This is a genomic window from Ruegeria sp. BK1 (assembly GCF_056535645.1).
The window spans coordinates 3,276,385-3,301,081 of sequence record NZ_JBQFIS010000001.1 but is presented as its reverse complement, the minus strand read 5'-3'; the positions used below and the strand labels follow the sequence as shown (position 1 = coordinate 3,301,081).

Genomic DNA, 24,697 nt, shown 5'->3' with positions numbered 1-24,697 from the left:
GATCAATCTGCACCGATGATGTATCGCCTGCGTCCTTGCTTGCAAATCGAATTTCCTGCGCTGCTGCTGTGGACGTGGGCGGCAGGGGTCACTACGCTGCATCGGACTCCGAATCCGACAGAGCAGATATGACCGACACGCCCAGCCCCGCCTATCAGGTTCTTGCCCGCAAATACCGCCCGGAAACCTTCGCCGATCTAGTCGGTCAGGACGCCATGGTACGCACGCTGAAAAACGCGTTCGAGGCGGATCGAATTGCGCAAGCCTTTATCATGACCGGCATTCGCGGCACCGGCAAAACCACCACGGCCCGTATCATCGCCAAGGGTATGAACTGCATCGGCCCCGATGGCGAGGGCAAGCCGACCACCGAACCCTGCGGCCAGTGCGAACATTGTGTGGCCATTATGGAGGGCCGCCATGTGGACGTGATGGAGATGGACGCCGCCAGCCGCACCGGCGTCAATGATATTCGCGAGATCATCGACAGCGTCCGCTACCGCGCGGCCTCGGCCCGCTACAAGATCTACATCATCGACGAGGTCCATATGCTGTCGACCAGCGCCTTCAACGCGCTGCTCAAGACGCTAGAGGAACCACCCGAGCATGTGAAATTCATCTTTGCTACCACCGAGATTCGCAAAGTACCCGTGACGGTTCTGTCGCGTTGCCAGCGGTTCGACCTGCGCCGGATCGAACCCGAAGACATGATCGGCTTGCTGCGCCGCATTGCCGAGGCCGAAGGTGCGCAAATCGCCGAGGACGCGATGGCGTTGATCACCCGCGCGGCTGAAGGCTCGGCGCGGGATGCGACCTCTCTGCTGGATCAGGCGATTTCACACGGTGCCGGGGAAACCAGCGCCGATCAGGTGCGTGCGATGCTGGGTTTAGCCGACCGTGGCCGAGTGCTGGACCTGATGGACATGATCCTGCGCGGCGACGCCGCCGGGGCGCTTACTGAGCTTGGCGCGCAATATGCCGAAGGCGCCGACCCGCTGGCCGTGCTACGCGATCTGGCCGAGATCACCCATTGGGTCTCGGTCGTGAAAATCACGCCGGATGCCGCCGAAGACCCGACCGTGTCCCCCGACGAACGCGCGCGCGGTCAGCAAATGGCAGAGGCCCTGCCGATGCGCGTCCTGACCCGTATGTGGCAGATGTTATTGAAGACTCTGGAAGAGGTCTCAGCCGCCCCCAACGCCATGATGGCCGCCGAGATGGCCGTGATCCGCCTGACCCATGTTGCCGACCTGCCCAGCCCGGAAGAGTTGATCAAACGTTTGCAAGACACCCCGCCTCCGTCACCCAATGACGGACCCGGCGGCAGAATGAGCGCCCCACCGCACGCCGTGCAGGCCCCCGTGGCCTCTGCCTATGCGCCACACGTACGCGGCGGAGCAGGTGCACCGACGGCGGCACTGGCGCAGGATGTGCAGACGGCTCTGGCCCGCTACCCGACCTTCGAACATGTGGTCGAACTGATCCGCACCAACCGGGATGTGAAACTGCTGGTCGAGGTCGAAAACGGTGTCCGGCTGGTTTCGTACCAACCCGGACGGATTGAATTCACACCGACGGACTCGGCCCCAGCCGACCTGGCCGCTCGCATGGGTACCGCACTGCAACGCTGGACCGGCAATCGGTGGGCGGTGACGATTGTCGCCAACGGTAAGGCAGCAACCATCGCCGAAATCCGCGACGCCGCCGATCTGGCGTTGAAAGCCGAGGCGGAACAGCACCCGCTGGTGCAGGCGGTGCTGGCTCAATTCCCCAAAGCCAAGATCAAACGCATCGAAACCCCCGAAGAACGCGCCGCCAAGGTCGAAACCGAAGCCCTGCCCGAGGTCGAAGACGAATGGGACCCGTTCGAGGAGGACTAACCCTCCGGCGCCCGCCACGGGCCATCGGCTGACGCCGATACCCCTGAGCGACCTTGGGCCCGGCAGAGCGCGGGCGTTGCCCGCGCTCTGCCGGGCCCAACGGGAGGAGAGGTCTTGCAAAAGACCGCGACGACGGGCGGGAGGGCACTGCCCCCTTGTGCCGCACGGGCGCTATCCGTATCTAGGCGACAAACCGATTAGCAGGAGAAAACGTAATGCTCAAAGGACTCGGCGGTCTGGGCGATATGGCCAAGATGATGAAATCCGCGCAGGATCTGCAGACCAAGATGACCGACATGCAGGAAGAACTCAACAATCTGATGGTTGTCGGCGAATCCGGTGCAGGTCTGGTCAAAGCCACTGCCACCGCCAAGGGCGAACTCAAAGGTCTGGACATCGACCCCTCGATCTTCAACGGCGACGATAAGGAAGTCGTAGAAGACCTGATCCTCGCCGCCATCAAGGACGCACAGACCAAAGCCGCCGAACGCGCGCAGGCAGAGATGGCCAAGCTGACCGAAAGCATGGGTCTGCCCGCAGACATCAAGCTGCCGTTCTGATACACACTCCTGACGACCCAAAGGCCGGGCCCGCAAACTCGGCCCTTTTGCAGGAGCACACGCGTTGAGTTCGAACAGCGACATCGACAATCTGATCGACCTGATGGCCAAACTGCCGGGGCTTGGGCCCCGCTCGGCCCGTCGCGCGGTGCTGCACCTGATCCGCAAACGTGCGCTGCTGCTGACACCCCTGTCGGACGCCATGCAGCAGGTCGCCATCACCGCCCGCGAATGCTTGAACTGCGGCAACGTGGGCACCATGGACATCTGTGACATCTGCGACGCCGAGGCCCGCGCCACCGGAGAGCTGTGCGTAGTCGAAGACGTAGCCGACCTCTGGGCGATGGAACGCGCAGGCGTGTTCAAAGGCCGCTATCACGTGCTGGGCGGGACACTCTCGGCACTGGACGGCGTCGGCCCGGACGAACTGCGCATCCCGCGCCTTAAGGACCGGGTCACGGCCGAAGGAATCACCGAAGTCATCCTCGCCCTGAACGTCACCGTAGACGGCCAGACCACAGCCCACTACATAGCCGATCAGTTGGAGGGGCAGGTCCGCCTGACCTCACTGGCCCAGGGCGTGCCGATTGGGGGCGAGCTGGACTATCTGGATGACGGGACGATTACGGCAGCACTGAGGGCACGAAAAGAGCTCTGAACTAAGCAAAACGGCAGCATCCGGAACGATATGGCCCCTTCCGGCCACACACAAGCTTCAGTCTCATATGTCAGGTGTAAGCCCCCGACGAGTAGGTCAATTCGTAGGAATGGCTATAAATCTCGAAGACAATGCCAAAGGGGTCTTCGACATAGACCATACGGTAGGGCTTCTCACCGGGATAATAGTATCGAATTGGCATCCGCTGCTTGCCACCCGCTGCAACGATTTTTTCCACCAAGCCTTCGACATCCGGGTCTTGGACGCAAAAATGGAACGTACCATTCTGGCGAAAGTCGATATTGTTTTCCGGTACATAATTCCCGTCAAACTCGAAAAGCTCGAACCCAATGCGATCAGCAGTCGCGAGATGTGCAATACGTAGTTTTTTCCATTCCGGACCAAACACATCGGTACACATGACACCGATATCCGTATCGTCCTCTACTACATCGGTCGGCGGCATGATCACGTAGAAACCAAGGACTTCGGAGTAGAACTGTACCGCCTCGTCAACGTTTGGAACGGACAATCCGATGTGAGAGAAAGCTCTTGGATGTTGCGGCATAGCTCGCTCCTTGTTTTATGAGACGAAAACTATTGTGCGACAGCCAAGTTTCAAGCGTTCCCTTGGCAAGGCAAAGCCGGGTTCCGCCATGCACATAGGTGTTTCTTCGCGGCGACATCAGTCAAGAATGACCTTTGCCTGCCGCACGCGGCGTGTACTATGGCTTTGACCTTGTCCATTTGATTTTGGGAACTGTAATGAAACGCCTTTTTGCTGTCGCACTTGCCGCCTTTACAGCCACTACTGCGTTTTCGCAGCAGCTAGTCGACAAAGGCTTTGTCGACGGCTGGAACATCATGATGGATCCAGCGCTTGGCAATGGGTGCTTGATACAGACGATCTATCAAGACCTCTCGGTCGTGCGTATCGGCTATGATGCGTTGGACAATCGCGGGTATTTTGCCGTCTACAACAAGGCCTGGGGTGATATCAAACAGGGCGAAAGCTATCCGATCCGTTTTGAACTGGACGGCCAGAGCTTTGATGCCACTGCCATCGGGTTCAACCAGCGCGATGTGCCCGGTGCCACCGTCTTTTTCACCGACCGCAGCTTTGTGGACGCTATCGCCAGAAACAAGACGATGACCGTCTACAACCCTGTAGGCGAAGTGGTTATGGCGATTGACCTTAAAGGCACGGCCAAAGCGCTGGACTATGCGCGGGATTGCCAGAACCGTAAGCTTTAGCGAATCGGATCGAACAACGCATCCTTGGCCGCGCAGTCGCGGATCACGTCCAGTCCACAGGGCACAGGCGACAGATCGCGGGACAGGCACAGGCGGACCTCTTCGATATAGCCCTGTTTGCAGGTGACGGTGATCATGTCGCGCTCTAGCGCGGGGTTGGCCTTGAGAAACGCCTCTTCCACCACCGAGGCGGGCAGCTTGACCGAAGCGTCCAATTGACGGAACACCTGTGGACGGGCGACGCCCTCATAAGCCCGCCGCGACAAGGCGTAGTAGTCCAATGCAGACAGGCCCGAACAGGTTCCGTGCTTTTTCCACTGGTGCCACGCCAGCCCAGAGGTGCCTTGAATATCCGCCATCTCTCGCGTCATCGCACGCGACGGTGGCGCCTTGGCCGTCGGGCAATAAGACGGCCAGCCATTGTGGTATTGCGGCCAAAGCCCGTGTAGGATCCAGCCATGATCATGCCGCGCATCGCATTGGTCGGACCCGCGCGCATCGCCGACGCGGGCGCACCAGTTGGGCGACCAACTGAGCGACAGAACGTAGTAGTCGAACACACCCGCCTTCTCGCCGTCGGCCTGTGCGGCCAGCCCGCTGAACGCCCACAATGCCAGCGCTAAAATCCCGTGGCGCATTCGCCTCTTCCCTTCTTGCCTTTGCGCGACTATATAGGCCCGAAGTTCCCCGACAACGGAAACCTGCCCCAAGACCACGGGGCCGCCGAATTCCGGCGACGGGACAGATGTATGCATTAGGAGGCAGGCTGATGGCAAAACCGCTTATGGCCAAAGCAACCGCCGTTTGGCTGGTGGACAACACCACGATCAGTTTCAAGCAGATCGCGGATTTCGTAGGAATGCACGAGCTTGAAGTGCAGGGCATCGCAGACGGCGACGTGGCTGCTGGCGTCAAGGGTTTCGACCCCATCGCCAACAACCAGCTGACCCAGGACGAGATTGACTCGGCCCAGAACAACCCGCTGCACAAGCTGAAGCTCAAGTTCAACGCTGCTGCGGCAGGTGAGGAAAAGCGCCGTGGCCCGCGCTATACCCCGCTGTCCAAACGCCAGGACCGTCCGAACTCGATCCTGTGGCTGGTTAAGTTCCACCCCGAGCTGAGCGATGGACAGATCGCCAAGCTGGTCGGCACCACCAAGCCCACCATCCAGTCGATCCGCGAGCGCACGCATTGGAACATCGCTAACATGCAGCCGATCGACCCGGTTGCGTTGGGCCTGTGCAAACAGTCCGAGCTGGACGCGATTGTCCAGAAAGCGGCCGCGAAGAAAGCCGCCGAAGGTGGCGTCATGAGCGATGATGAGCGCCGCAAGCTGGTTTCGACCGAACAGTCGCTGGAAATGGACGCCGCACCGAAAATCCCGACCGCCATCGAGGGGCTGGAAACCTTCTCGCTGTCCGATGACCCGGTCGAGGAAAAAGACGATGAGCCGATCATCGACGCCGACAGCTTCTTCAACCTGCCCAAAGGCGGCGGCAACGAGGAAGAAGACGAAGATCCGCGCTTCTGATACTTAATCAGCCCCGGTCCGAAACGGCCGGGGCTTTTTTGCACGAGATACCTATGCTGAATGCTTTGTCCTCTGTCTTCGGCCCGCACCGTGCGGTGTCGATCTATGCATTTCTGAAAACATGGGGCCTGCTGATGGTGGCGATCGTCGGCACAGTCTCGGTCGCAGCAGCGCTGCTGATACTCAACGATGACGGCGCGCACGAACACGACTCGTACCTGACGGTTGCGGTTCTGACGGCGACCCCGATGAATGGAGACTTGAAACACGGCGTCATCGCGTCGGTTCAACTGCCCGACGGGTCCACCATCTCGATCGACGAATCCAAGGAACACGTAGCTCGCACCGTCGGCGATACCGCCTGCGTCGAAAAACGCGTCTACGTCAAAAGCCAAGAGCCCCGGTACCGGTTCAAAATGCCGAGCCTCTGCGAGGCCAACCAATAAGCAAAACCGCCCGGAGGCATCTCCGGGCGGTTTTTCCTTTAGATCATCTGAAAGATAACCCCTGCGATGATCGCCCCGGTGATCCCCAGCCCAAGGTAGGTCGCAAAGACCCGTGGCTTGACCAGCGACCACACTGCCGCCATCGCCGGGATCGAGCTGACCGCGCCTGCGATCATGAACGACATGGCAGCGCCTGCGCTCATGCCCTGCTCGGTCAGCCCCGCCAGCAACGGCGGTGCGACGTAAGAGTTCAGATAGGCAGGCATTCCGACCAGCGCCGCGATGACAATCGGCACAATGCCTTCGCCCCCAACCACACGCGCGATCAGGTCGGCGGGCACATAGCTAACTAGAAGCGCCTCAAGTACATAGGCCAAAGCCAGCCACTTCAGCAGGAACATCCCGTTCTGGACAAATTCAGCTCGGAACCGCGTGCGGCGTTCCGGTTCCTGCCAGAATTTCCAGACCGGCTTGTCGTCCTGTTTCGGACCACAGCCGCAGCACCCGGCGGGTTTGTAAACGCGCAGAGGCTCCGCGAACGCTCCGCCACGCATCAGCGCGCGCACCACGAAGCCTCCGAACAGGCCCAAAGCAACGGCGGCGACGGCCTTGCCTATGGCAAACGGCCAACCCAGCGCGCCCGCCGTGATCAGCAGGGTCGGCGGGTCGATCAGCGGTGAGCTCAACCAAAACGCCATCACCGCCGACAAAGGCGCGCCCAGCGCCAGCAGACCGGCGATGAAGGGGATCACCTCGCATGAACAGAACGGGGCAAGGCCACCGAACAAAGCGGCGAGGAAAATCATCCGCGTCTCGCGCCCCTCAAAGGCACGCGCGACCATGACCTCGGCCCCGGTGGCTTTGAGGTAAGACAGTAACAACACGGCAAAGAGGATATACTGCCCGGTATGCGCCAGAGCCTTGCCTGCAAACGTTACCACTTCGGTCCAATTGGCCGGGTCCAGAACGGCTACCCCAATCAGAAGGACCAAGATCACCGCCCAAGGTGTCTTGATCAGGTCCAGCGCAACTTTCGCCGGAACCTTCGGGTTTTGTGTTAGCTCAGCCATCGTTTGCGGCCTTTCCCACTTCGTCGGCGCAGCACTCGGACAGGATAAACTGCGCCAGTTTCCTCAACTCGTCATAGTTCGCGCGGTTGATCGTTGTTCGGCCGATCTTCTCCTGCTGCACCACCCCTCCGGCGGCCAGAAACCGCAGGTGATGTGCCAGCGTTGACGGTGCAATCCCGGTTCGGTCCTGGATCTCTCCAACCGTCAGACCGGCCTCACCGGCGCGGACCAGCGTTTTTAGAACCTTCAACCGGGCCTCGGACCCCATGGCAGAAAATCCCGCAGCGGCGGCTTCCCACATTTTACAACTCCATTAAACTAGATTTTTAGGTATTTAGGTTATTCATATCGCCCCGTCAACAGTCAAAAATGCGTAAGTCCAGATTGCTCCCTCCATAAGTCCACCCTATAAGATACGCATGGGGATATCGGTCGACACTTTCTTTCTGGAACTCAACGGTCAGGGCACTCTGCAAGCGCAGATCCAGCAGATGATTGCCGAAGGTATCCTGTCGGGCCGTTTTCATGTGGGTGAGAAACTGCCCTCATCCCGCAAACTGGCTGCCCATCTGGGCGTCAGCCGGATCACGGTGACGTTGGCCTATACGGAACTTCTGGCCAATGACTATCTAACAGCCAAGGGGCGGTCGGGGTATTATGTGTCGGAAAACGCGCCGGTTCCCCCGAAATACACGCCCACCCCGCGCGGCGACGAGACTGTGGATTGGAGCACCGCCCTGGCACGCAAATTTTCGGACGGGGACACTCTGACAAAGCCCAGCGACTGGCGCGATTACCGCTATCCGTTCATCTACGGTCAGGCCGACCGGTCGCTGTTCGATCATGCCAATTGGCGCCTGTGTGCGGTGCGGGCGCTGGGGCACAAGGATTTCGATTCCCTGACCGGGGATTATGTGGATCAGGACGACCCTCTTCTGGTCGAATTCATCGCCCGCCATACCCTACCCCGCCGCGGGATCGCCGCAAGACCCGAGGAGATTCTGATCACGCTGGGCGCGCAGAACGCATTGTGGTTGGCCTCGCGTATCTTATTGAACCGCAACCGAACGGCGGTGATCGAGGACCCTTGCTATTATGCTCTGCGCGATCTGCTGAACCATTCCGACTGCAAAGTGGCGCCGGTCGCCGTGGACCGTGACGGGCTGCCACCGGATGCGCTGCCCGAGCAGACCGATGTGATCTTTACCACCCCCAGCCACCAAAGCCCCACCACCGCGACCATGCCGATCGAACGCCGCACTGCGTTGCTGGAGCGCGCCCGCGCTTTGGATGCGATGGTGGTCGAAGATGACTATGAATTCGAGATGGCCTTTTTGGGTGCACCCTCTCCGGCGCTGAAATCCATGGATCAGGACGGGCGGGTGATCTATGTAGGCAGCTTCTCGAAGTCGCTGTTTCCCGGACTGCGCCTTGGCTACATGGTCGGGTCCGCGCCGTTCATTCGCGAAGCCCGTGCCCTTCGGTCGCTGGTTCTGCGCCACCCGCCGGGGCATGTCCAGCGCACGGCGGCTTATTTCCTGTCGCTTGGCCATTACGATGCACAGATCAGGCGCATGTCCAAAGCGCTGGCGTATCGACGCGCAGCGATGGACAAGGCGGTTGAAATCCATGGTCTGACCGTCGCCGGTCGGGGGATCATGGGTGGCTCGTCTCTGTGGATGTCAGCCCCCGAGCATATAGACACGACCGATCTGGCCCGAGCCTTACAAGACCAGAGCGTGCATATCGAGCCCGGCGCGCCCTTCTTTTCTGGCGCAAACCGGCCGCGGAATTTCTATCGTCTGGGTTATTCTTCGATCCCACAGGACCGAATTGATCCAGGCGTGAAACGGATCGCCGAGACGATCCGCAAAGCTTGACTTCGATCTGGACCTAACCCGCCCTGACTTCTGGCCCTAACGCGACCCTGTCCCTTGCGCCAAAACCATATCTAAAGGCGGGGCTGCCAGCCCGGCCAAACTCATATATGCGCGGAGATCAACCAGATGAAAATGACCACCGAAGAGGCCTTTGTTAAGGTTCTGCAAATGCACGGGATCGAACATGCGTTCGGGATCATCGGCTCGGCCATGATGCCGATCTCAGACCTGTTCCCCAAAGCGGGGATCATGTTCTGGGACTGCGCACACGAAGGCAGCGCCGGTATGATGGCCGACGGCTATACCCGCGCCACCGGCAAGATGTCGATGATGATCGCGCAGAACGGCCCCGGTATCACCAACTTTGTCACCGCCGTCAAAACCGCCTATTGGAACCACACCCCGCTGCTGCTGGTCACGCCGCAGGCCGCGAACAAGACCATCGGTCAGGGTGGTTTCCAGGAAGTCGAGCAGATGAAACTGTTCGAAGACATGGTCGCCTATCAGGAAGAGGTCCGCGATCCGACCCGCGTGTGCGAGGTTCTGAACCGCGTGATCATGCAGGCCAAACGCGCCAGCGCCCCTGCGCAGTTGAACATCCCGCGCGATATGTGGACTCAAGTTATCGACGTCGACCTACCCGCGATTGTGGAATTCGAGCGTCCCTCAGGCGGCGAAAGCGCCGTGGCGCAGGCGGCCGAGCTGCTGTCGAACGCCAAGAATCCAGTGATCCTGAACGGTGCGGGCGTGGTTCTGTCCGAAGGCGGCATCGAAGCGTCGAAAGACCTGGCCGAGCGTCTGGATGCGCCGGTATGTGTCGGCTACCAGCACAATGACGCCTTCCCCGGCTCGCACCCGCTGTTCGCTGGCCCGCTGGGCTATAACGGTTCAAAGGCGGGTATGGAGCTGATTAGCGAGGCCGATGTGGTTCTGTGCCTCGGCACCCGTCTGAACCCGTTCTCGACACTGCCGGGCTACGGCATGGAATACTGGCCGGCGGATGCCAAGATCATTCAGGTCGACATCAACCCGGATAGGATCGGCCTGACCAAAAAGGTCTCGGTTGGCATCATCGGCGATGCGGCCAAGGTGGCCAATGGCATTCTGGCAAATCTCAGCGACACAGCTGGCGACGCCGGTCGCGATGAGCGCAAGGCGAAAATCGCTCAGAAGAAATCCGCTTGGGCGCAGCAACTGTCCAGCATGGACCACGAAGATGACGATCCAGGCACCACATGGAACCAGCGCGCTCGCGCAGCCAAGCCCGACTGGATGAGCCCCCGCATGGCGTGGCGCGCGATCCAGTCCGCCCTGCCGAAAGAGGCGATCATCTCGTCCGATATCGGCAATAACTGCGCCATCGGCAACGCTTATCCGTCCTTCGAAGATGGCCGCAAATATCTGGCCCCGGGCCTGTTCGGGCCCTGCGGCTATGGCCTGCCCTCGATCATGGGGGCTAAGATCGGCTGCCCCGACGTGCCGGTTGTGGGCTTTGCGGGCGACGGTGCCTTTGGCATCGCGGTCAACGAACTGACCGCCATTGGGCGCGAAGAATGGCCCGCGATTACGCAGATCGTCTTCCGCAACTATCAGTGGGGGGCGGAGAAACGGAACTCGACCCTGTGGTTCGACGACAACTTTGTGGGCACCGAGCTGGACACCAAGGTCTCTTTCGCCGGTATCGCGCAGGCGTGCGGTCTGAAAGGCGTGGTGGCACGCACCATGGACGAGCTGACAGCGGCCCTGAATCAGGCCATCGAGGACCAGAAGAACGGCATCACTACCCTGATCGAAGCCATGATCAACCAAGAACTGGGTGAACCCTTCCGCCGCGACGCGATGAAGAAACCAGTGGCCGTTGCAGGCGTCACCGCCGATGACATGACCCCGCAGGCCGGGGCGTAATCCGCGTGAAGCCTCTGCGCGCCATTCTCGGGACGGCAAGCGCGTCGGACAAGATCATCGCCCTGTCCGAGGGCGACGATCCCCGCGTTGTCGAAGGGGCCGTCAAGGCCGTGAAAGAGAATGTTGCGCGGATCATACTGATCGGAGACAGGGCCGAGGTTTCGGCCCTTCTCAGCGCACACGAGGGATATGACCCGGATTGGATCGACATTCATGACCCGGCCACCTCTGACCTGACGCCCGGCCTTGCACAGGCCCTGCATGAGCGGCGCAAGCACAAGGGCCTGACGCTGGATGAGGCGCGCCAGCAGATCACCAACCGCCTGACCTATGCTGCCATGCTGGTACAACAGGATATCGCCGACGGCACGGTCGGCGGAGCGGTCGAAACCACCTCGGACACCGTGCGCGCCGCGTTGCAGATCATCGGCACCGCGCCCGAGGCCGCGATGGTGTCCAGCTTCTTCCTGATGCTGTTCTGTCAGGACCATCACGACGTCAAAGGCGCCCGCATCTTCGCCGATTGCGGCTTGGTCGTGGACCCAGACGCGCAAGAGATGGCGGAAATCGCCCGTGCCTCGGCTGATTCCTACACCACCCTGACCGGCGATACGGCGCGCGTAGCGATGCTGTCCTTCTCCACCTCGGGCAGCGCAGAACATCCCAAAGTGTCCAAAGTCGTCGAGGCCACACAGATCGCACGCGCCAAGGACCCAACCTTGCTGATCGACGGAGAGCTGCAATTCGACGCCGCCTTCGTTCCCGAAGTCGCCGCAACCAAGGCCACAGAGTCACCGCTCAAGGGTGAGGCAAATGTCTTTGTCTTCCCCAGCCTGAATGCTGGGAACCTCGGCTATAAAATCGCCCAGCGCATCGGTGGGGTCGAGGCGATCGGCCCGGTACTGCAAGGGCTGGCGAAACCCGCAAACGACCTGTCGCGCGGCTGTTCGTCCGAAGACATCCTGCACATGATCGCCGTCACCGCCGTTCAGGCGCAACACAATGATGCCGGGACATAAGTCGTCCAAAGGCGTAAAAACGAAAAAATTATTCCGATTTTTCGTAAAACGTGGGAATGATCGGGTCGCAAGATGAAAAGGGGGCGCATTTGAACCAGCCAGTGATCGACACCTCGCCCAAGGTTTCCGACGAGGTCCGCAAGACCACCTGCTACATGTGCGCCTGCCGCTGCGGCATCAACGTCCACATGAAAGACGGCAAAGTTGCTTATATCGAGGGCAACCGCGATCACCCCGTCAACAAGGGTGTGTTGTGTGCCAAGGGCAGCGCGGGAATCATGCAGGTTAACGCGCCCTCGCGCTTGCGCAAACCGCTGCGCCGGGTCGGCCCGCGTGGCTCGGGCGAGTTCCGCGAGATCGAGTGGGACGAAGCGATCAGCACCGCTGTCGGCTGGCTGAACGAGCTGCACGAGACAGCCCCGCAAAAACTGGCTTTCTTCACCGGCCGCGACCAGAGCCAAAGTTTCACCAGCTTCTGGGCGCAGAATTTCGGCACTCCCAACTATGCAGCCCATGGCGGGTTCTGCTCGGTCAACATGGCGGCGGGCGGAATCTACACAATGGGCGGCGCGTTCTGGGAGTTCGGCCAGCCCGATTGGGACCACACCAAGTTGTTCATGCTGTTTGGTGTGGCCGAAGACCATGACAGCAACCCGATCAAGATGGGCATCGGCAAGATCAAAGCACGCGGCGCGCGGGTGATCGGGGTGAACCCGATCCGCTCGGGCTATAACGCGGTGGCCGACGATTGGGTCGGGATTACGCCCGGCACCGACGGTCTGTTCATCCTGTCGCTGATTCATGTGCTGATGAAAGCGGGCAGGATCGACCTCGACTATCTAAGCCGCTACACAAACGCGCCTGTTCTGGTGAACGCCGCCGAAGGCCCCGAGAAGGGGCTGTTCCTGCGCGACGACGACGGCAAGCCACTTGTCATCGACCGCGTGACTGGCGAACCAACTGCCTTTGACAAACCCGGTGTCCGTCCGGACCTGTCAGCCACCTATGACAAAGACGGCGTTACGCACCGCCCGGTCTTTCACCTGATGGCCGAGAAATACCTGTCCGACGACCACGCCCCCGAAAAAGTCGCCGACCGCTGCGGCATCCCGGCCAAACGCATCCGCGCGATTGCGGCCGAAATCGCGCGCGTCGCCTTTGACGAGGCGATCGAGCTGGACCACGAATGGACCGACTTCCGGGGCGAAAAACATTCGAAAATGACAGGCCGCCCGGTCAGCTTCCACGCCATGCGCGGCATCTCAGCCCATGCCAACGGTTTTCAGACCTGCCGCGCCCTGCACGTGCTGCAAATCCTGCTGGGCACGGTCGAGGTCCCCGGCGGTTTCCGCTTCAAACCACCCTACCCCAAACCGGTCGAGGCGCACCCCACCCCGCACGGAGACCGCCGCCCCGGTCGCCCTCTGGAAGGCCCGCACCTTGGCTTCCCACGCGGCCCCGAAGACCTGCTGCTGGACGAACACGGCAACGCGCAGCGCATCGACAAGGCGTTCACCTGGGAAAACCCGATGTCGGCCCATGGGCTGATGCATATGGTGATCTCGAACGCCGCCGCTGGTGATCCCTACAAGATCGACACGCTGTTCATGTATATGGCGAACATGTCGTGGAACTCCTCCATGAACACCAAGGGCGTGATGGAGATGCTTTCGGCCAAAACCGAAGACGGCAAATATGTCATCCCTAAGATCATCTACTCGGATGCCTATTCCTCGGAAATGGTGGCCTATGCCGACCTGATCTTGCCCGACACCACCTATCTCGAACGGCACGACTGTATCTCGCTGCTGGACCGCCCGATCTGCGAGGCCGATGCCGCCGCCGACGCGATCCGCTGGCCAGTGGTCGAGCCCGACCGCGACGTGCGCGGGTTCCAGTCGGTTCTGATCGAACTGGCCAACCGCATGAGCCTGCCGGGCTTCACAAACGAAGACGGCACGCCCAAATGGAAGGACTACGCCGACTATATCGTCAACCACGAACGCAAACCGGGCATCGGACCGCTTGCGGGTTTCCGGGGCGAGGATGGCGACAAAGAAGGGCGCGGCGCGGTCAATCCAGACCAGCTGAACCGCTATATAGACAATGGCGGTTTCTACGTCGCCCATATCCCCGAAGGTGCGGATTACTACAAACCGTGGAACACGGCCTATCAGGACTGGGCGGTCAGCATGGGCCTCTATGACAGCCCGCAACCCTATCTGTTTCAGCTCTACTCCGAGCCGATGCGCAAGTTCCAACTGGCCGCCGAAGGGCACGGAGACAAACAACCCCCCGAGCAACTGCGTCAGCGCCTCAAAGACACGATGGACCCGCTGCCCATCTGGTACGAGACCGACCAGCAGGGCAACGAAGGCTTCACCATCAACGCCCTGACCCAACGCCCGATGGCGATGTACCATTCCTGGGGCACCCAGAACGCGTGGCTACGGCAACTCCATGGACGCAACCCGCTCTACGTGCCGACCAAACTGATGCGTGAACACGGGCTACAAGACGGCGACTGGGCCAAAGTCACCTCGCCCCACGGCGAAATCACCGTTCCGGTGATGGAGATGGCCGCGCTCAACGACAACACCGTCTGGACGTGGAACGCAATCGGCAAACGGAAAGGCGCATGGGCCCTGCAAGTGGACGCGCCCGAAGCCACCAAGGGCTTCTTGCTGAACCACCTGATCCATGAACTCCTCCCCCCAAAAGGCGACGGAATGCGCTGGGCCAACTCGGACCCGATCACCGGGCAGGCCGCGTGGTTCGACCTCAAGGTGAAGATCAAAAAGGCCGATCCGCCATCCGACGCCGAAAGCCAGCCGGAATTCGCCCCGATTCAGTCCCCAGTCGGCACCGGCCCCAAGGACTTGGCATGGAAGGTTGGCAAATGAGCAGGATCCAATCTTCATCTGGCCAAAAATATCCCGGGGAGCGCGAGGGGCTGGCCCCTCGCACCGACCCTCACCACCTACGCGGAGGTCAAAGCACATGACCCAGCTCCCCTCATCGACCGACCGCAAAATGGGCCTCGTCATCGACCTTGACACCTGCGTCGGTTGCCACGCCTGTGTGATCTCTTGCAAAGGCTGGAACACCGAAAACTACGGCGCGCCACTGTCGGATCAGGACGCCTATGGGGCCGACCCTTCGGGCACATTCCTCAACCGCGTGCATTCCTACGAGGTGCGACCCGCTGAAGGTCCCGCACAACTCATCCACTTCCCCAAGTCTTGCCTGCATTGTGAGGATGCCCCCTGCGTCACCGTCTGCCCCACCGGGGCCAGCTATAAACGGGTCGAGGACGGGATCGTTCTGGTCAATGAAAGCGACTGCATTGGGTGCGGGCTTTGTGCGTGGTCCTGCCCCTATGGCGCGCGCGAATTGGATCGGGCGGAGGGAGTGATGAAGAAATGCACCCTCTGCGTGGATCGCATCTATAATGAGAACCTGCCCGAGGTGGATCGCGTGCCGTCCTGCGTGCGCACCTGCCCCGCCGGCGCTCGTCATTTCGGAGACCTCGGCGACCCGGAAAGCGATGTCAGCAAGCTGGTCGCCGAACGCGAGGGCATGGATCTGATGCCCGAAATGGGCACCAAACCCGTCAACAAATACCTGCCGCCGCGGCCCAAGGACCAGATTGAGGACCAGATCGACATCCTCGCCCCGCTTCTGGCCCCAGTCGCTGAAGAACCCAAAGGCTTCCTTGGTTGGCTCGATAAAACACTGGAGAAGCTCTGATGCATCCAGCCCCTTCCGTCATCATCTTCACCACACTTTCAGGCCTGGGATTTGGGTTGCTGTTCTTTCTGGGCCTCGGGATGCCTGACGTTTCGGGCTGGGTGGCCTTTGTGTTTTTTGTCATCGCCTACGGCCTGTCGGTCGGAGGGCTGATGGCCTCGACCTTCCACCTTGGCCACCCGGAACGGGCTTTGAAGGCATTCACCCAATGGCGTTCCAGCTGGCTCAGCCGTGAGGGTTGGTGTGCTGTGATCGCTTTGCTCGTGATGGGGCTTTATGCCATTGGTCTTGTTTTCTTTGGCCAGCGTTGGGGGCTTTTCGGCCTTATCGGCGCCGGATTCGCCTTGGCGACCGTTTTCACAACCTCGATGATCTATACCCAACTCAAAACGATCCCGCGCTGGAACATGAAACTGACACCAGCCATGTTTCTCAGCTTCAGCCTTGCTGGTGGGGCGCTCTTGGCGGGTCAGACGAGCCTCGCAGTTCCACTTTTGCTGGCGGCGGCGTTTGTTCAGGCATTTTATTGGTGGCTAGGGGACAAAGCCTTTGCCACCTCTGGCACAGACCTTGGCACTGCCACCGGTTTGGGTGCACGCGGCGCGGTACGGGCCTTTGAACCGCCGCATACGGGAACCAACTACCTTCTGCGCGAATTCGTCTTTGTGGTGGGTCGCAAACACGCCGAGAAACTGCGCATCATCGCGTTTGTTCTGGCCTTCATGGTCCCGGTGTTACTGCTGGTTCTGCCGTTCAGCCATTTCTTTGCCGCCTTGGCGGTGTTGTCTCATTTGGCAGGAGTTGCGGTGTCACGCTGGTTGTTCTTTGCGCAGGCCGAACATGTTGTTGGGCTGTATTACGGCAAACGATAGGGCATGAGGGGGCCAGCCCCCTCTTGAGCCTGCGGCTCAATTCACCCCCGGGATATTTATGGCCAGATGAAGTTCGGACCCGAGTTGAGGCCCGGCGTTACAGCAGGCCCGCGTGTTTCATCGCAGCCTCGATCGCGGCTTTGGTGCTGTCTTCCAATTCCGTGAGCGGCGAGCGGACCTCGGTGCTGCACAAGCCCAGTTTGGACAGTGCGTATTTGGCACCGACAAGGCCGGGTTCGATGAAGATCGCCTCGTGCAGAGGCATCAGACGGTCCTGATAGTCCAGCGCCTTGGCATAGTCGCCCGCGAGCGTGGCCTGCTGGAACTCGGCGCAGAGTTTGGGGGCTACGTTTGCAGTAACCGAGATGCAGCCGACGCCGCCATGGGCGTTGAAGCCCAGCGCTGTGGCGTCCTCGCCCGACAACTGGCAGAAATCCGGACCGCAGGTGGCGCGTTGCTGGCTGACCCGTGCCAGATCGCCTGTCGCATCTTTGACGCCGATAATACGCGGCAACTTTGCCAGCTCGCCCATGGTATCGGGTGACATGTCGATGACCGAACGACCCGGAATATTGTAGATGATGATCGGGATATCTGCGCATTCATGCAACGCGCGGAAATGTGCGATCAGCCCTTTTTGCGTAGGCTTGTTGTAGTATGGGGTCACGACAAGAGCCGCATCTGCCCCAACCGTTTGAGCAAATTGCACAAAGCGGATGGCTTCGACCGTGTTGTTTGAACCCGCGCCCGCGATAACCGGCACGCGTCCGGCGGCGGCCTTGACCACCTCGGCCACGACGGTTTCATGTTCATCGTGGCTGAGCGTGGGGCTTTCACCCGTCGTGCCTACAGGGACCAATCCGGTCGAGCCTTCCTGAATGTGCCACTCGACCAAGTGTTTGAGCGTATCCAAGTCCAACGCGCCGTTTGTGAACGGGGTGACGAGGGCTGGCATTGAGCCTTTGAACATGACACGCTCCTTGGTGTGCGGTTAGCAATTTTTTGCCTCGCGCGGCATCACAATCTTGGCGATGTGTGTTGATCCCGGCGGTGCAAGGTTTATCCTGAATGGCTCTATCCTTGGTTGGTTGGGAAATGCAAGGCATGACACGCGTTCTGGCGCTTTTGACAGCTGTGATTCTGATTTCATTCGGGCAAGCAAGGGCCGACGCGGTGGGTGATCTGCGCGCCGGGATGAATGAGATGCGCAAGGGTGATTGGAACGCAGCGTTGCGCGAATCCGGTGCACGAGGATCGGTGTCGCGCGATATCATCGTCTGGCATTGGCTGCGTGAAGGGTTCGGGACCTCGGGCGATGTACTGGTATTTCTGGATCGACGTCCTGATTGGCCTGGCCTGGCCTGGTTGCGGCGCAAGAGCGAGCCAGCCTTTACCGGGGCTGATCCCGACCGGGTGGTGAAGTTCTATGACGACCTCCCTCCGCAAACCGCTGAAGGGGCGCTGAACTACGCCGTGGCACTAAAGGCCAAGGGACGCACCGGGGATGCCGAGGCCGATATCGTGACCGCATGGCGGACCATGCCCATGGGGGCGGGTCTGCAAAAAAACTATCTTGAGAATTTTGAGGCGATGCTGCGGCCTCATCACACGGCACGGCTGGATCGGATGCTGTGGGATGGCCATCTGGTCAGTGCGGGGCAGATGCTGCCTTTGGTTAGTGCCGATCAGCGCAAGCTGGCCGTGGCGCGGATCGCCTTGCAAAAACGCCAGCCCGGCGTGGATGGCAAGGTTGCCGCAGTGCCTAAATCACTGGTGGATGCGCCTGGGCTGGCCTTTGACCGCTTTGTCTGGCGCGACAAGAAAGAGCTGGACGACAGCGCGATTGACCTGATGCTCGCGCGCTCGACCGGGCCCGATGCACTGGGTGAGCCCGACAAATGGGCCGAGGGCCGCCGCCGGCTGGCGCGGCTTGAGATGCGCAATGGCAGCGCGGCCAAAGCCTATGAAATCGCGGCCAATCACCATATGACGCCCGAAAATGGGTATGGCTATGCCGATCTGGAGTGGCTGGCCGGGTTTCTGGCGCTGCGGAAACTGAATGACCCGGCCACTGCGGTGCGGCATTTCCAGAATTTCTCGGATGCAGTGGCATCTCCGATCTCGAAAGGACGCGGCGGGTATTGGCTGGGGCGAGCCTACGCGGCGCTGGGCGATGCGGACAAGGCTTATGCGGCCTATGCGATGGGGGCGGACTATCAGACTTCATTCTATGGTTTGCTGGCGGCCGAACAGATTGGGCGTCCATTTGACAGCGAATTGGCGAACCCGCGCCGGGCACCACATTGGAAGCAGGCGGATTTTGCCGATTCCAGCGTGTTAGAGGCCGGTTTATTGCTGTTGCAGGCTGGTGAGGACAACCTGTCGGAACGGTTCCTGACTCATCTGGTCGAAAGCCTGGACTCCACGCAAGCCAACCAACTGGGCGATTTGGCCATTGAACTGAAAGAACCCCATCTGGCCGTAATGATTGCCAAGCGCGCGGCCACAGTGGGCATTGTTTTGCCTGCGGCCTATTACCCGGTGCATCCGGTGGCTGATCTGGGTCTTCCGATGGCCAAAGAGATGACGCTGGCCATTGCCCGTCGCGAAAGCGAATTTGACCCCGTCGTGATTAGCGGCGCAGGTGCGCGGGGACTGATGCAGGTGATGCCCGCCACCGCCCAGAACGTGGCGCGGAATCTGGGCATCCTTAGCGGGCACAAGACCTCGAGCCTCACGTCGGACTGGCAGTATAACGCCAAGCTGGGGGCGAATTACCTGTCCGGTCTGGCCGAGGACTTCAACGGCAATGTGGTGATGATGGCGGCTGGCTATAACGCCGGGCCGGGCCGTCCGATCTCGTGGATGGAACGCTATGGCGACCCGCGGGCAGGCGAGATTGACGTGGTCGACTGGATTGAGACCATCCCCTTCAGCGAAACCCGTAACTACGTGATGCGCGTGGCGGAAAGCTTGCCGGTTTACCGCGCACGGCTGGGGCAGCCTGCCCTGCCGGTGCCGTTCTCGCAAGAGCTGACGGGTTCAACCCTGGCGGCGTTCGCGCCATAGGGTAAAGAGGCCCGCCGCAACGACCAAAGCTGCGCCCAGAATGACCTCGGCGCGCAGGGCTTCGCCAAAGATCGAGATACCGATGATAGCGGTCCAGACCAGATGAAAATAGGCAAAAGGTTGCACCGCGCTGGCCTCGGCCAGCTCATAGCATTTGATCAATAGCCAGTGACCCGAGACACCTCCGACGCAAAGCAGTAACATCCACGCCCAATCGGCACGGGCCATCGGCTCCCAGAACCACATGCCGACCAGGGTCATCGCCACTGCCCCGGCTATGCCGGTCCAAAAGAAACTGGTGGCCGCACTGTCCTTGCGGGCAGCATAGCGGGTCAGCAGGCCATACAACGCAAACAAAAAGGCCGAGATCAGCGGCACAATGGCCCACGGGTTGAACACGCCCACCCCCGGTTGCAGGATGATCAGAACGCCGACGCACCCCACCCCGATCGCCAGCCAACGTCGCCAGCCAACCTTTTCGCCCAGAACCGGCCCGCTGAGCGCTGCCACCAACAGCGGATAGCAGATGAACACCGCCATGCTGTCGATCAGGCCCAGCACTGTAAAGGCGAACACGGCCACGCAAACCTCGACCGCGAGCAAGACGCCCCGGAAGACCTGCAAGCCCAACTGGCTGGTCTGTGCCGCTGCCTTTAGCCCTCCGGGCGCGCGTGCGGCCAATGCGATCACAAAAGCCGCAAAGAACCAATAGCGGATCATGACGACCATGTAGGTGTTGTAGGTCGCCGCCAGATGGCGCGAGATCCCGTCCTGCAACGCAAACACAACCGTCGCCGCGATCATCAGCGCGATACCGGCGCGGATATTGTTCTGCTGGCTCATTCCTTCACCGCGCGGGTCATGTGACGTTTGCGGCCATATCCGGGGGTTCGCGCCACGGTGAAGCCCGCATCGGCCAGTCCGCGCCGAACAAACCCGGCCGCCGTATAGGTCGCCGCAGTGCCGCCTTTGGCCGTGTGATCCGCCACCTGTTGCATCAGGTCTGAGCCCCATAGTTCAGGGTTTTTGGCAGGCGAGAACCCGTCTAGAAACCACGCATCCGCTTGCCCGGACCACGCAGGCAGAGTCTTCCGCGCATCGCCTTCGATCACCTCCAGCCGCAGGGTGCTCAGATCACAAGCCCCACCCTGCCATGCGCTTAGAAACCGCTCGGCCCACGGGGTCAGATCGGGAAAGGCGTCCAGCGCGCGGGCCATGTCATCGCGACCCATGGGGTAGGCCTCGAAACTGGTGAAACTCAGCGGGGTTGTCTGGCCCGAGATCTCCCACGCAGACCAGACCGTCAGCATGTTCAGCCCGGTGCCGAATCCCAGCTCGGCTATGCGGATCCCCGGCACGAACCGTGCAGGCAGATCATTGCCCGCCAGAAAGACATGCCGCGTTTCCTCCAGACCGTTCTGGAGCGAGAAATAGGGATCGTCGAAACGGTCCGAGACGGGGATCTGCCCGTCCCGCCATGTCAGTTCGGCACGCTGGTCTGCCATCGGGGAATCCTGTAGCTAAGCGGCGCGACACTGAACAAGGAAATGAGGTTTGGCAATGGTCGATGTGACGGTGCGGGGCGCGGGTATCTTTGGCCTGTCCATCGCTTGGACCTGCGCCCGACGTGGCGCCAAGGTTCAGGTGGTGGACCCGTTTGGCCCCGGCGCAGGTTCCAGCGGCGGGTTAGTGGGTGCGCTGGCCCCGCACGTGCCCGAGAACTGGAACGCCAAGAAAGCCTTTCAATTCGACAGCCTGATCATGGCCGAACCGTTCTGGACGCAGGTTGAGGCCACAGGCGGCGTCTCACCGGGTTATGGGCGATTGGGGCGGCTGCAACCCATCGCGGATCAACGCACGTTGGATCTGGCCCACGCTCGCGCGGTGACAGCGGCCGAACTATGGCAGGGTCGGGCCGAGTGGCGTGTGGTCAGGACCACAGAGGTCGGCGCATGGTGCCCGCCCAGTCCGACCGGATTTGTGATCCACGACACGCTCAGCGCGCGGATGCACCCGCGCCGGGCCTGTGCCGCGTTGGTCGCAGCGTTGCAAGTGATGGGTGTACATGTGCAGTCCGACGCGCCGGACGCAGGTCAGGTTGTCCACGCCACCGGTTTGGCCGGTTTACAGGAACTAAATACCGCCTTGGGCAGGACGGTCGGCAATGGCGTAAAAGGACAAGCCGCCCTTTTGCGATTTGATGCCGGAGAAGTGCCGCAGCTTTTTGCCGATGCCATTCACCTTGTCCCCCATGCGGATGGCACGCTGGCGATTGGGTCGACCTCCGAACGTGAGTATGACGATCCAAACAGCACCGATGAAGCACTGGACGACGTGCTGGACCGCGCCATCCGGGCCGTGCCGCTGCTGCACGGGGCCGAAGTAATCGAACGCTGGGCCGGGGTTCGCCCACGCAGCAAAAGCCGCGCCCCGATGCTGGGGGCACATCCGCTGCATTATGGACAGTTCATCGCCAACGGAGGGTTCAAGATTGGCTTCGGCATGGCCCCGAAAGTGGCCGAGGTCATGGCCGATCTAATGTTGGAGGGACGCGACACGATCCCCGAGGACTTCCGCCCCGAAGCGTCACTCTGACCGAGGATGCGCCTCAGCCTGCATACATAGACGCCCATCGGGGCCGCGCACCCACATGTCGGATCCGTTCCGGCACAAGGTTGCGGTTTCGAAATGCATCAGCGGCGACGACGCCCGGAAGGAAAACCGCGCCAAAGATCCCATCCGCGCCTCGGCAAACAGCATCAGCAACTGCGCCAATAGCGGGCCGTGAACGACCAGCCCCGCATAGCCTTCGACATCGCGCGCGTAATCCAGATCATAGTGGATACGGTGGCCATTGAAGGTCAGTGCCGAGTATCGAAACAGCAACGTGGTGTCGAAGGCGACTTGCTGCGTCTCGGTCTCATCTGTCCGCGCCTTCGGGGGTGTCGGGGCCGGGCCAGTTGGGTCTTCGCGGTAGACCAGATCCTGCCATTCGGTCACGCACAGCCTGCCCCGCTGCGAGATCTCATGGCGCAGTGTCACAAATCCCAAAGGCCCGCTGCGTCCGGTTTTCCGCGCGGTGCTTTCGCAGACAGAGCGACGCTCGGCCCGCTCACCGGCGACCAGAGGGGTGTGGAAGCTCAGCCGCCCCCCCGCCCACATACGGCGTGGCAGGCCCATATCGGGGATCAGGCCGCCCCGTTTCGGATGGCCGTCGCGACCCAGTCCTTGTGGCGGCTCGGGCGTCCAGAAGTAAAGCTGATGGAAGAAAGGGGGCAGATCTGTGCCCGCCAAGATGGAGGGTTTCTGACCCAGCGCGGCCTGCATCGCACAGGCGCGGGCTGGGTCGATCATATCGGTCTGGATGTCCTGTTGCATTGGGCCAGACTAGGCATCCGGCGCATCCCGAACAACCGGTCAGAGACCTGCTTCGGCTCGCAATTTTTGCATCAGGCTCCGCAGCATGTTCTCGTACCGGTCGCTGCGTAGCCGGCCAGCCTCATCAAACTCATTGGTGCTGTCTGCCAGATGAAATTCCGGCCCTTGCAGAATGCGTGGCTGAAACGGCACCATAAAGCCGCGCAGCACCATCTGGGCGCGCTCACCCCCGGCGCGACCTGCGGCAGCCGACATCACGGCAACCGGCTTGTCAGCCCATGGTTTTGTCTTGGTACGGCTTACCCAATCCAGCGCGTTTTTCAGAACACCCGACGGCCCTTTGTTGTATTCCGGGGTCGAGATAATCACCGCATGGGCCTGCGCGATCTGGTCGGACAGTGTTTGAACCGCTGGGGGAATACCCTCGTGCGCCTCCAGATCACCATCATAAAGGGGAAGGTTCAGGTCAGCGTCAATGAAAGTGCCCGCCTCGAACAGGCGTGCCGCCTCGTGCAGCAGCTTGCGGTTGGTGGCGTCTTTGCGCAATGAGCCAGAGAGGCCCAGCAGGATCGGTTCGGACATGAGGAAACTCCGGGTTGTTCGTTTCCTTTTAGTTAGTCCAAGAATGCTGCGCGCCAAAGCATGGTTGACGCGCAGTCAATGTGCATAAATCGCTCTTATCAGATCGGCCCCGTCAGTTGGGCGTGATCTCGATATCCACGCGGCGGTTTTGCGCTTTGCCCGCGGCGGTCAGGTTCGAGGCGACAGGACGGTTTTCACCCAGACCGATCGTGGTGATCCGCGATCCGTTCACGCCATTGGCTTGCAGGATATCCGCGACCGAGCGTGCACGGCGTTCGGACAGACCCTGATTATAGGATGCCTCGCCATCACTGTCGGTATGGCCGATGACCTGAATATTCGAGTTGGGATATTTGTTCAGGTTCTGCCCGACCTTCACCAAGTCGGCCCGCAGCGCCGGGCGCACTGTGGCGCTGTCGGTGTTGAACGTGATGTCATTTGGCACGGTCACGATCAGGCGGTCGCCGGCATTGACGATGATGATACCGTCATTGGCCAGTTGCTGGCGTAGCTCGGCGGCCTGCTGGTCCAACTGGTTACCGATGATACCGCCACCGGCAGCCCCGATGGCCCCACCGGCCAGTGCACCCAACAAGGGGTCAGAATCATTGGCAATCGCGCCGACACCAGCGCCGATCAGACCACCCAGAATCGCGCCTTGCTTGGCGTTTTGATTGGGATCAGCGGGCAGGTTCAGCGTACCGGGGTCCGTGCAGGCCCCCAGAACCAAAGCCGAGCTGAGCCCGGCGGCAACAAAAAACTTGGAAATCGTCATAAGTTCACCTTCTGCTCTGGCACCCGTTTGCCGGGGCCACGTTCTTTCCCCCATTGTATCGCGCCACT

General features: G+C 60.8%; 24 protein-coding genes. 14 read left to right on the top strand and 10 right to left on the bottom strand.

Annotated features, from left to right (window positions below):
• The first annotated feature begins 128 nt into the window (after positions 1-128).
• The 3 genes from ACR3E7_RS16375 to recR all read left to right on the top strand — a co-directional run bounded on the left by ACR3E7_RS16375 (position 129) and on the right by recR (position 3,098).
• Positions 129-1,880, top strand: coding sequence for a DNA polymerase III subunit gamma/tau (locus tag ACR3E7_RS16375; protein WP_480505945.1), 1,752 nt, complete (start codon positions 129-131; stop codon positions 1,878-1,880).
• A 215-nt stretch (positions 1,881-2,095) separates the two neighbouring features.
• Complete coding sequence (locus tag ACR3E7_RS16370; RefSeq protein WP_170355334.1) at positions 2,096-2,440, top strand: YbaB/EbfC family nucleoid-associated protein; 345 nt, start codon at positions 2,096-2,098, stop codon at positions 2,438-2,440.
• Positions 2,441-2,504: 64 nt separating this feature from the next.
• Positions 2,505-3,098 (top strand): recombination mediator RecR, encoded by a 594-nt coding sequence (gene recR / locus ACR3E7_RS16365; RefSeq protein WP_170791144.1) that lies wholly within the window; start codon positions 2,505-2,507, stop codon positions 3,096-3,098.
• 70 nt (positions 3,099-3,168) lie between these two features.
• Here recR and ACR3E7_RS16360 read toward each other — a convergent pair whose 3' ends face one another.
• Positions 3,169-3,666 (bottom strand): lactoylglutathione lyase family protein, encoded by a 498-nt coding sequence (locus ACR3E7_RS16360; protein ID WP_480505333.1) that lies wholly within the window; start codon positions 3,664-3,666, stop codon positions 3,169-3,171.
• Positions 3,667-3,863: 197 nt separating this feature from the next.
• Here ACR3E7_RS16360 and ACR3E7_RS16355 point away from each other — a divergent pair, with 197 nt between their 5' ends.
• Positions 3,864-4,352 carry a hypothetical protein gene (locus ACR3E7_RS16355; RefSeq protein ID WP_480505331.1) on the top strand — a complete coding sequence of 163 codons (489 nt, stop codon included), beginning with the start codon at positions 3,864-3,866 and terminating at the stop codon, positions 4,350-4,352.
• On the opposite strand, the gene ACR3E7_RS16350 is transcribed toward ACR3E7_RS16355, so the two are convergent.
• On the bottom strand, positions 4,349-4,990 hold the full coding sequence (locus ACR3E7_RS16350) for a ribonuclease T2 family protein (RefSeq protein ID WP_170783038.1): 642 nt from the start codon (positions 4,988-4,990) through the stop codon (positions 4,349-4,351). The two genes, ACR3E7_RS16355 and ACR3E7_RS16350, sit on opposite strands and share 4 nt — an antisense overlap.
• 131 nt (positions 4,991-5,121) lie before the next feature.
• Here ACR3E7_RS16350 and ACR3E7_RS16345 point away from each other — a divergent pair, with 131 nt between their 5' ends.
• Entirely contained in the window at positions 5,122-5,883 is a 762-nt protein-coding gene (locus ACR3E7_RS16345; protein WP_170774713.1) for a DUF1013 domain-containing protein, read from the top strand.
• A gap of 53 nt (positions 5,884-5,936) precedes the next feature.
• On the top strand, positions 5,937-6,329 hold the full coding sequence (locus ACR3E7_RS16340) for a hypothetical protein (RefSeq protein ID WP_170783039.1): 393 nt from the start codon (positions 5,937-5,939) through the stop codon (positions 6,327-6,329).
• 38 nt (positions 6,330-6,367) lie between these two features.
• Here the strand turns inward: ACR3E7_RS16340 and ACR3E7_RS16335 are convergent, their stop codons facing one another.
• Together ACR3E7_RS16335 and ACR3E7_RS16330 are read right to left on the bottom strand one after the other, a co-directional pair.
• A complete protein-coding gene (locus ACR3E7_RS16335) occupies positions 6,368-7,399 on the bottom strand; it encodes a permease (protein WP_480505329.1) in 1,032 nt (343 codons plus the stop codon).
• On the bottom strand, positions 7,392-7,700 hold the full coding sequence (locus ACR3E7_RS16330) for an ArsR/SmtB family transcription factor (RefSeq protein ID WP_480505327.1): 309 nt from the start codon (positions 7,698-7,700) through the stop codon (positions 7,392-7,394). Before ACR3E7_RS16330 ends, ACR3E7_RS16335 begins: the two co-directional genes overlap by 8 nt.
• A gap of 118 nt (positions 7,701-7,818) precedes the next feature.
• Between ACR3E7_RS16330 and pdxR the strand changes: the two genes are divergently transcribed.
• From pdxR to ACR3E7_RS16300, 6 genes are all read left to right on the top strand, one after another.
• On the top strand, positions 7,819-9,279 hold the full coding sequence (pdxR, locus tag ACR3E7_RS16325) for a MocR-like pyridoxine biosynthesis transcription factor PdxR (RefSeq protein WP_480505325.1): 1,461 nt from the start codon (positions 7,819-7,821) through the stop codon (positions 9,277-9,279).
• A gap of 126 nt (positions 9,280-9,405) precedes the next feature.
• The gene (gene xsc, locus ACR3E7_RS16320; protein WP_480505323.1) at positions 9,406-11,184 is read left to right on the top strand and encodes a sulfoacetaldehyde acetyltransferase; all 1,779 of its coding nucleotides are present in this window, start codon (positions 9,406-9,408) and stop codon (positions 11,182-11,184) included.
• 5 nt (positions 11,185-11,189) lie between these two features.
• Positions 11,190-12,203: a phosphate acetyltransferase gene (gene pta / locus ACR3E7_RS16315; protein WP_480505322.1), complete on the top strand. Its 1,014-nt coding sequence runs from the start codon at positions 11,190-11,192 to the stop codon at positions 12,201-12,203.
• Between the two features lie 56 nt (positions 12,204-12,259).
• Positions 12,260-15,106, top strand: coding sequence for a molybdopterin oxidoreductase family protein (locus ACR3E7_RS16310; RefSeq protein WP_480505320.1), 2,847 nt, complete (start codon positions 12,260-12,262; stop codon positions 15,104-15,106).
• Positions 15,107-15,203: 97 nt separating this feature from the next.
• Positions 15,204-15,953 (top strand): 4Fe-4S dicluster domain-containing protein, encoded by a 750-nt coding sequence (locus ACR3E7_RS16305; protein ID WP_480505318.1) that lies wholly within the window; start codon positions 15,204-15,206, stop codon positions 15,951-15,953.
• On the top strand, positions 15,953-16,825 hold the full coding sequence (locus tag ACR3E7_RS16300) for a dimethyl sulfoxide reductase anchor subunit family protein (protein WP_170791156.1): 873 nt from the start codon (positions 15,953-15,955) through the stop codon (positions 16,823-16,825). The genes ACR3E7_RS16305 and ACR3E7_RS16300 overlap by 1 nt, the downstream gene beginning before the upstream one ends.
• Before the next feature lie 97 nt (positions 16,826-16,922).
• On the opposite strand, the gene dapA is transcribed toward ACR3E7_RS16300, so the two are convergent.
• A complete protein-coding gene (gene dapA / locus ACR3E7_RS16295) occupies positions 16,923-17,795 on the bottom strand; it encodes a 4-hydroxy-tetrahydrodipicolinate synthase (protein ID WP_170791158.1) in 873 nt (290 codons plus the stop codon).
• A gap of 134 nt (positions 17,796-17,929) precedes the next feature.
• Between dapA and ACR3E7_RS16290 the strand changes: the two genes are divergently transcribed.
• Positions 17,930-19,894 carry a lytic transglycosylase domain-containing protein gene (locus ACR3E7_RS16290; RefSeq protein ID WP_480505336.1) on the top strand — a complete coding sequence of 655 codons (1,965 nt, stop codon included), beginning with the start codon at positions 17,930-17,932 and terminating at the stop codon, positions 19,892-19,894.
• On the opposite strand, the gene ACR3E7_RS16285 is transcribed toward ACR3E7_RS16290, so the two are convergent.
• Positions 19,868-20,737: a DMT family transporter gene (locus ACR3E7_RS16285; protein ID WP_480505315.1), complete on the bottom strand. Its 870-nt coding sequence runs from the start codon at positions 20,735-20,737 to the stop codon at positions 19,868-19,870. The two genes, ACR3E7_RS16290 and ACR3E7_RS16285, sit on opposite strands and share 27 nt — an antisense overlap.
• Positions 20,734-21,399, bottom strand: coding sequence for a tRNA (5-methylaminomethyl-2-thiouridine)(34)-methyltransferase MnmC2 (gene mnmC2, locus ACR3E7_RS16280; protein WP_480505314.1), 666 nt, complete (start codon positions 21,397-21,399; stop codon positions 20,734-20,736). The genes ACR3E7_RS16285 and mnmC2 overlap by 4 nt, the downstream gene beginning before the upstream one ends.
• A gap of 55 nt (positions 21,400-21,454) precedes the next feature.
• Here mnmC2 and ACR3E7_RS16275 point away from each other — a divergent pair, with 55 nt between their 5' ends.
• The gene (locus ACR3E7_RS16275) at positions 21,455-22,489 is read left to right on the top strand and encodes an NAD(P)/FAD-dependent oxidoreductase (protein ID WP_480505312.1); all 1,035 of its coding nucleotides are present in this window, start codon (positions 21,455-21,457) and stop codon (positions 22,487-22,489) included.
• Here ACR3E7_RS16275 and ACR3E7_RS16270 read toward each other — a convergent pair.
• From ACR3E7_RS16270 to ACR3E7_RS16260, 3 genes are all read right to left on the bottom strand, one after another.
• Complete coding sequence (locus ACR3E7_RS16270) at positions 22,481-23,272, bottom strand: HTD2 family dehydratase (protein ID WP_480505310.1); 792 nt, start codon at positions 23,270-23,272, stop codon at positions 22,481-22,483. The two genes, ACR3E7_RS16275 and ACR3E7_RS16270, sit on opposite strands and share 9 nt — an antisense overlap.
• A 39-nt stretch (positions 23,273-23,311) precedes the next feature.
• Positions 23,312-23,854 carry an NADPH-dependent FMN reductase gene (locus ACR3E7_RS16265; RefSeq protein ID WP_480505308.1) on the bottom strand — a complete coding sequence of 181 codons (543 nt, stop codon included), beginning with the start codon at positions 23,852-23,854 and terminating at the stop codon, positions 23,312-23,314.
• A 112-nt stretch (positions 23,855-23,966) separates the two neighbouring features.
• Entirely contained in the window at positions 23,967-24,629 is a 663-nt protein-coding gene (locus ACR3E7_RS16260; protein WP_170791170.1) for a YiaD family glycine zipper/OmpA-like lipoprotein, read from the bottom strand.
• Positions 24,630-24,697 lie beyond the last annotated feature (68 nt).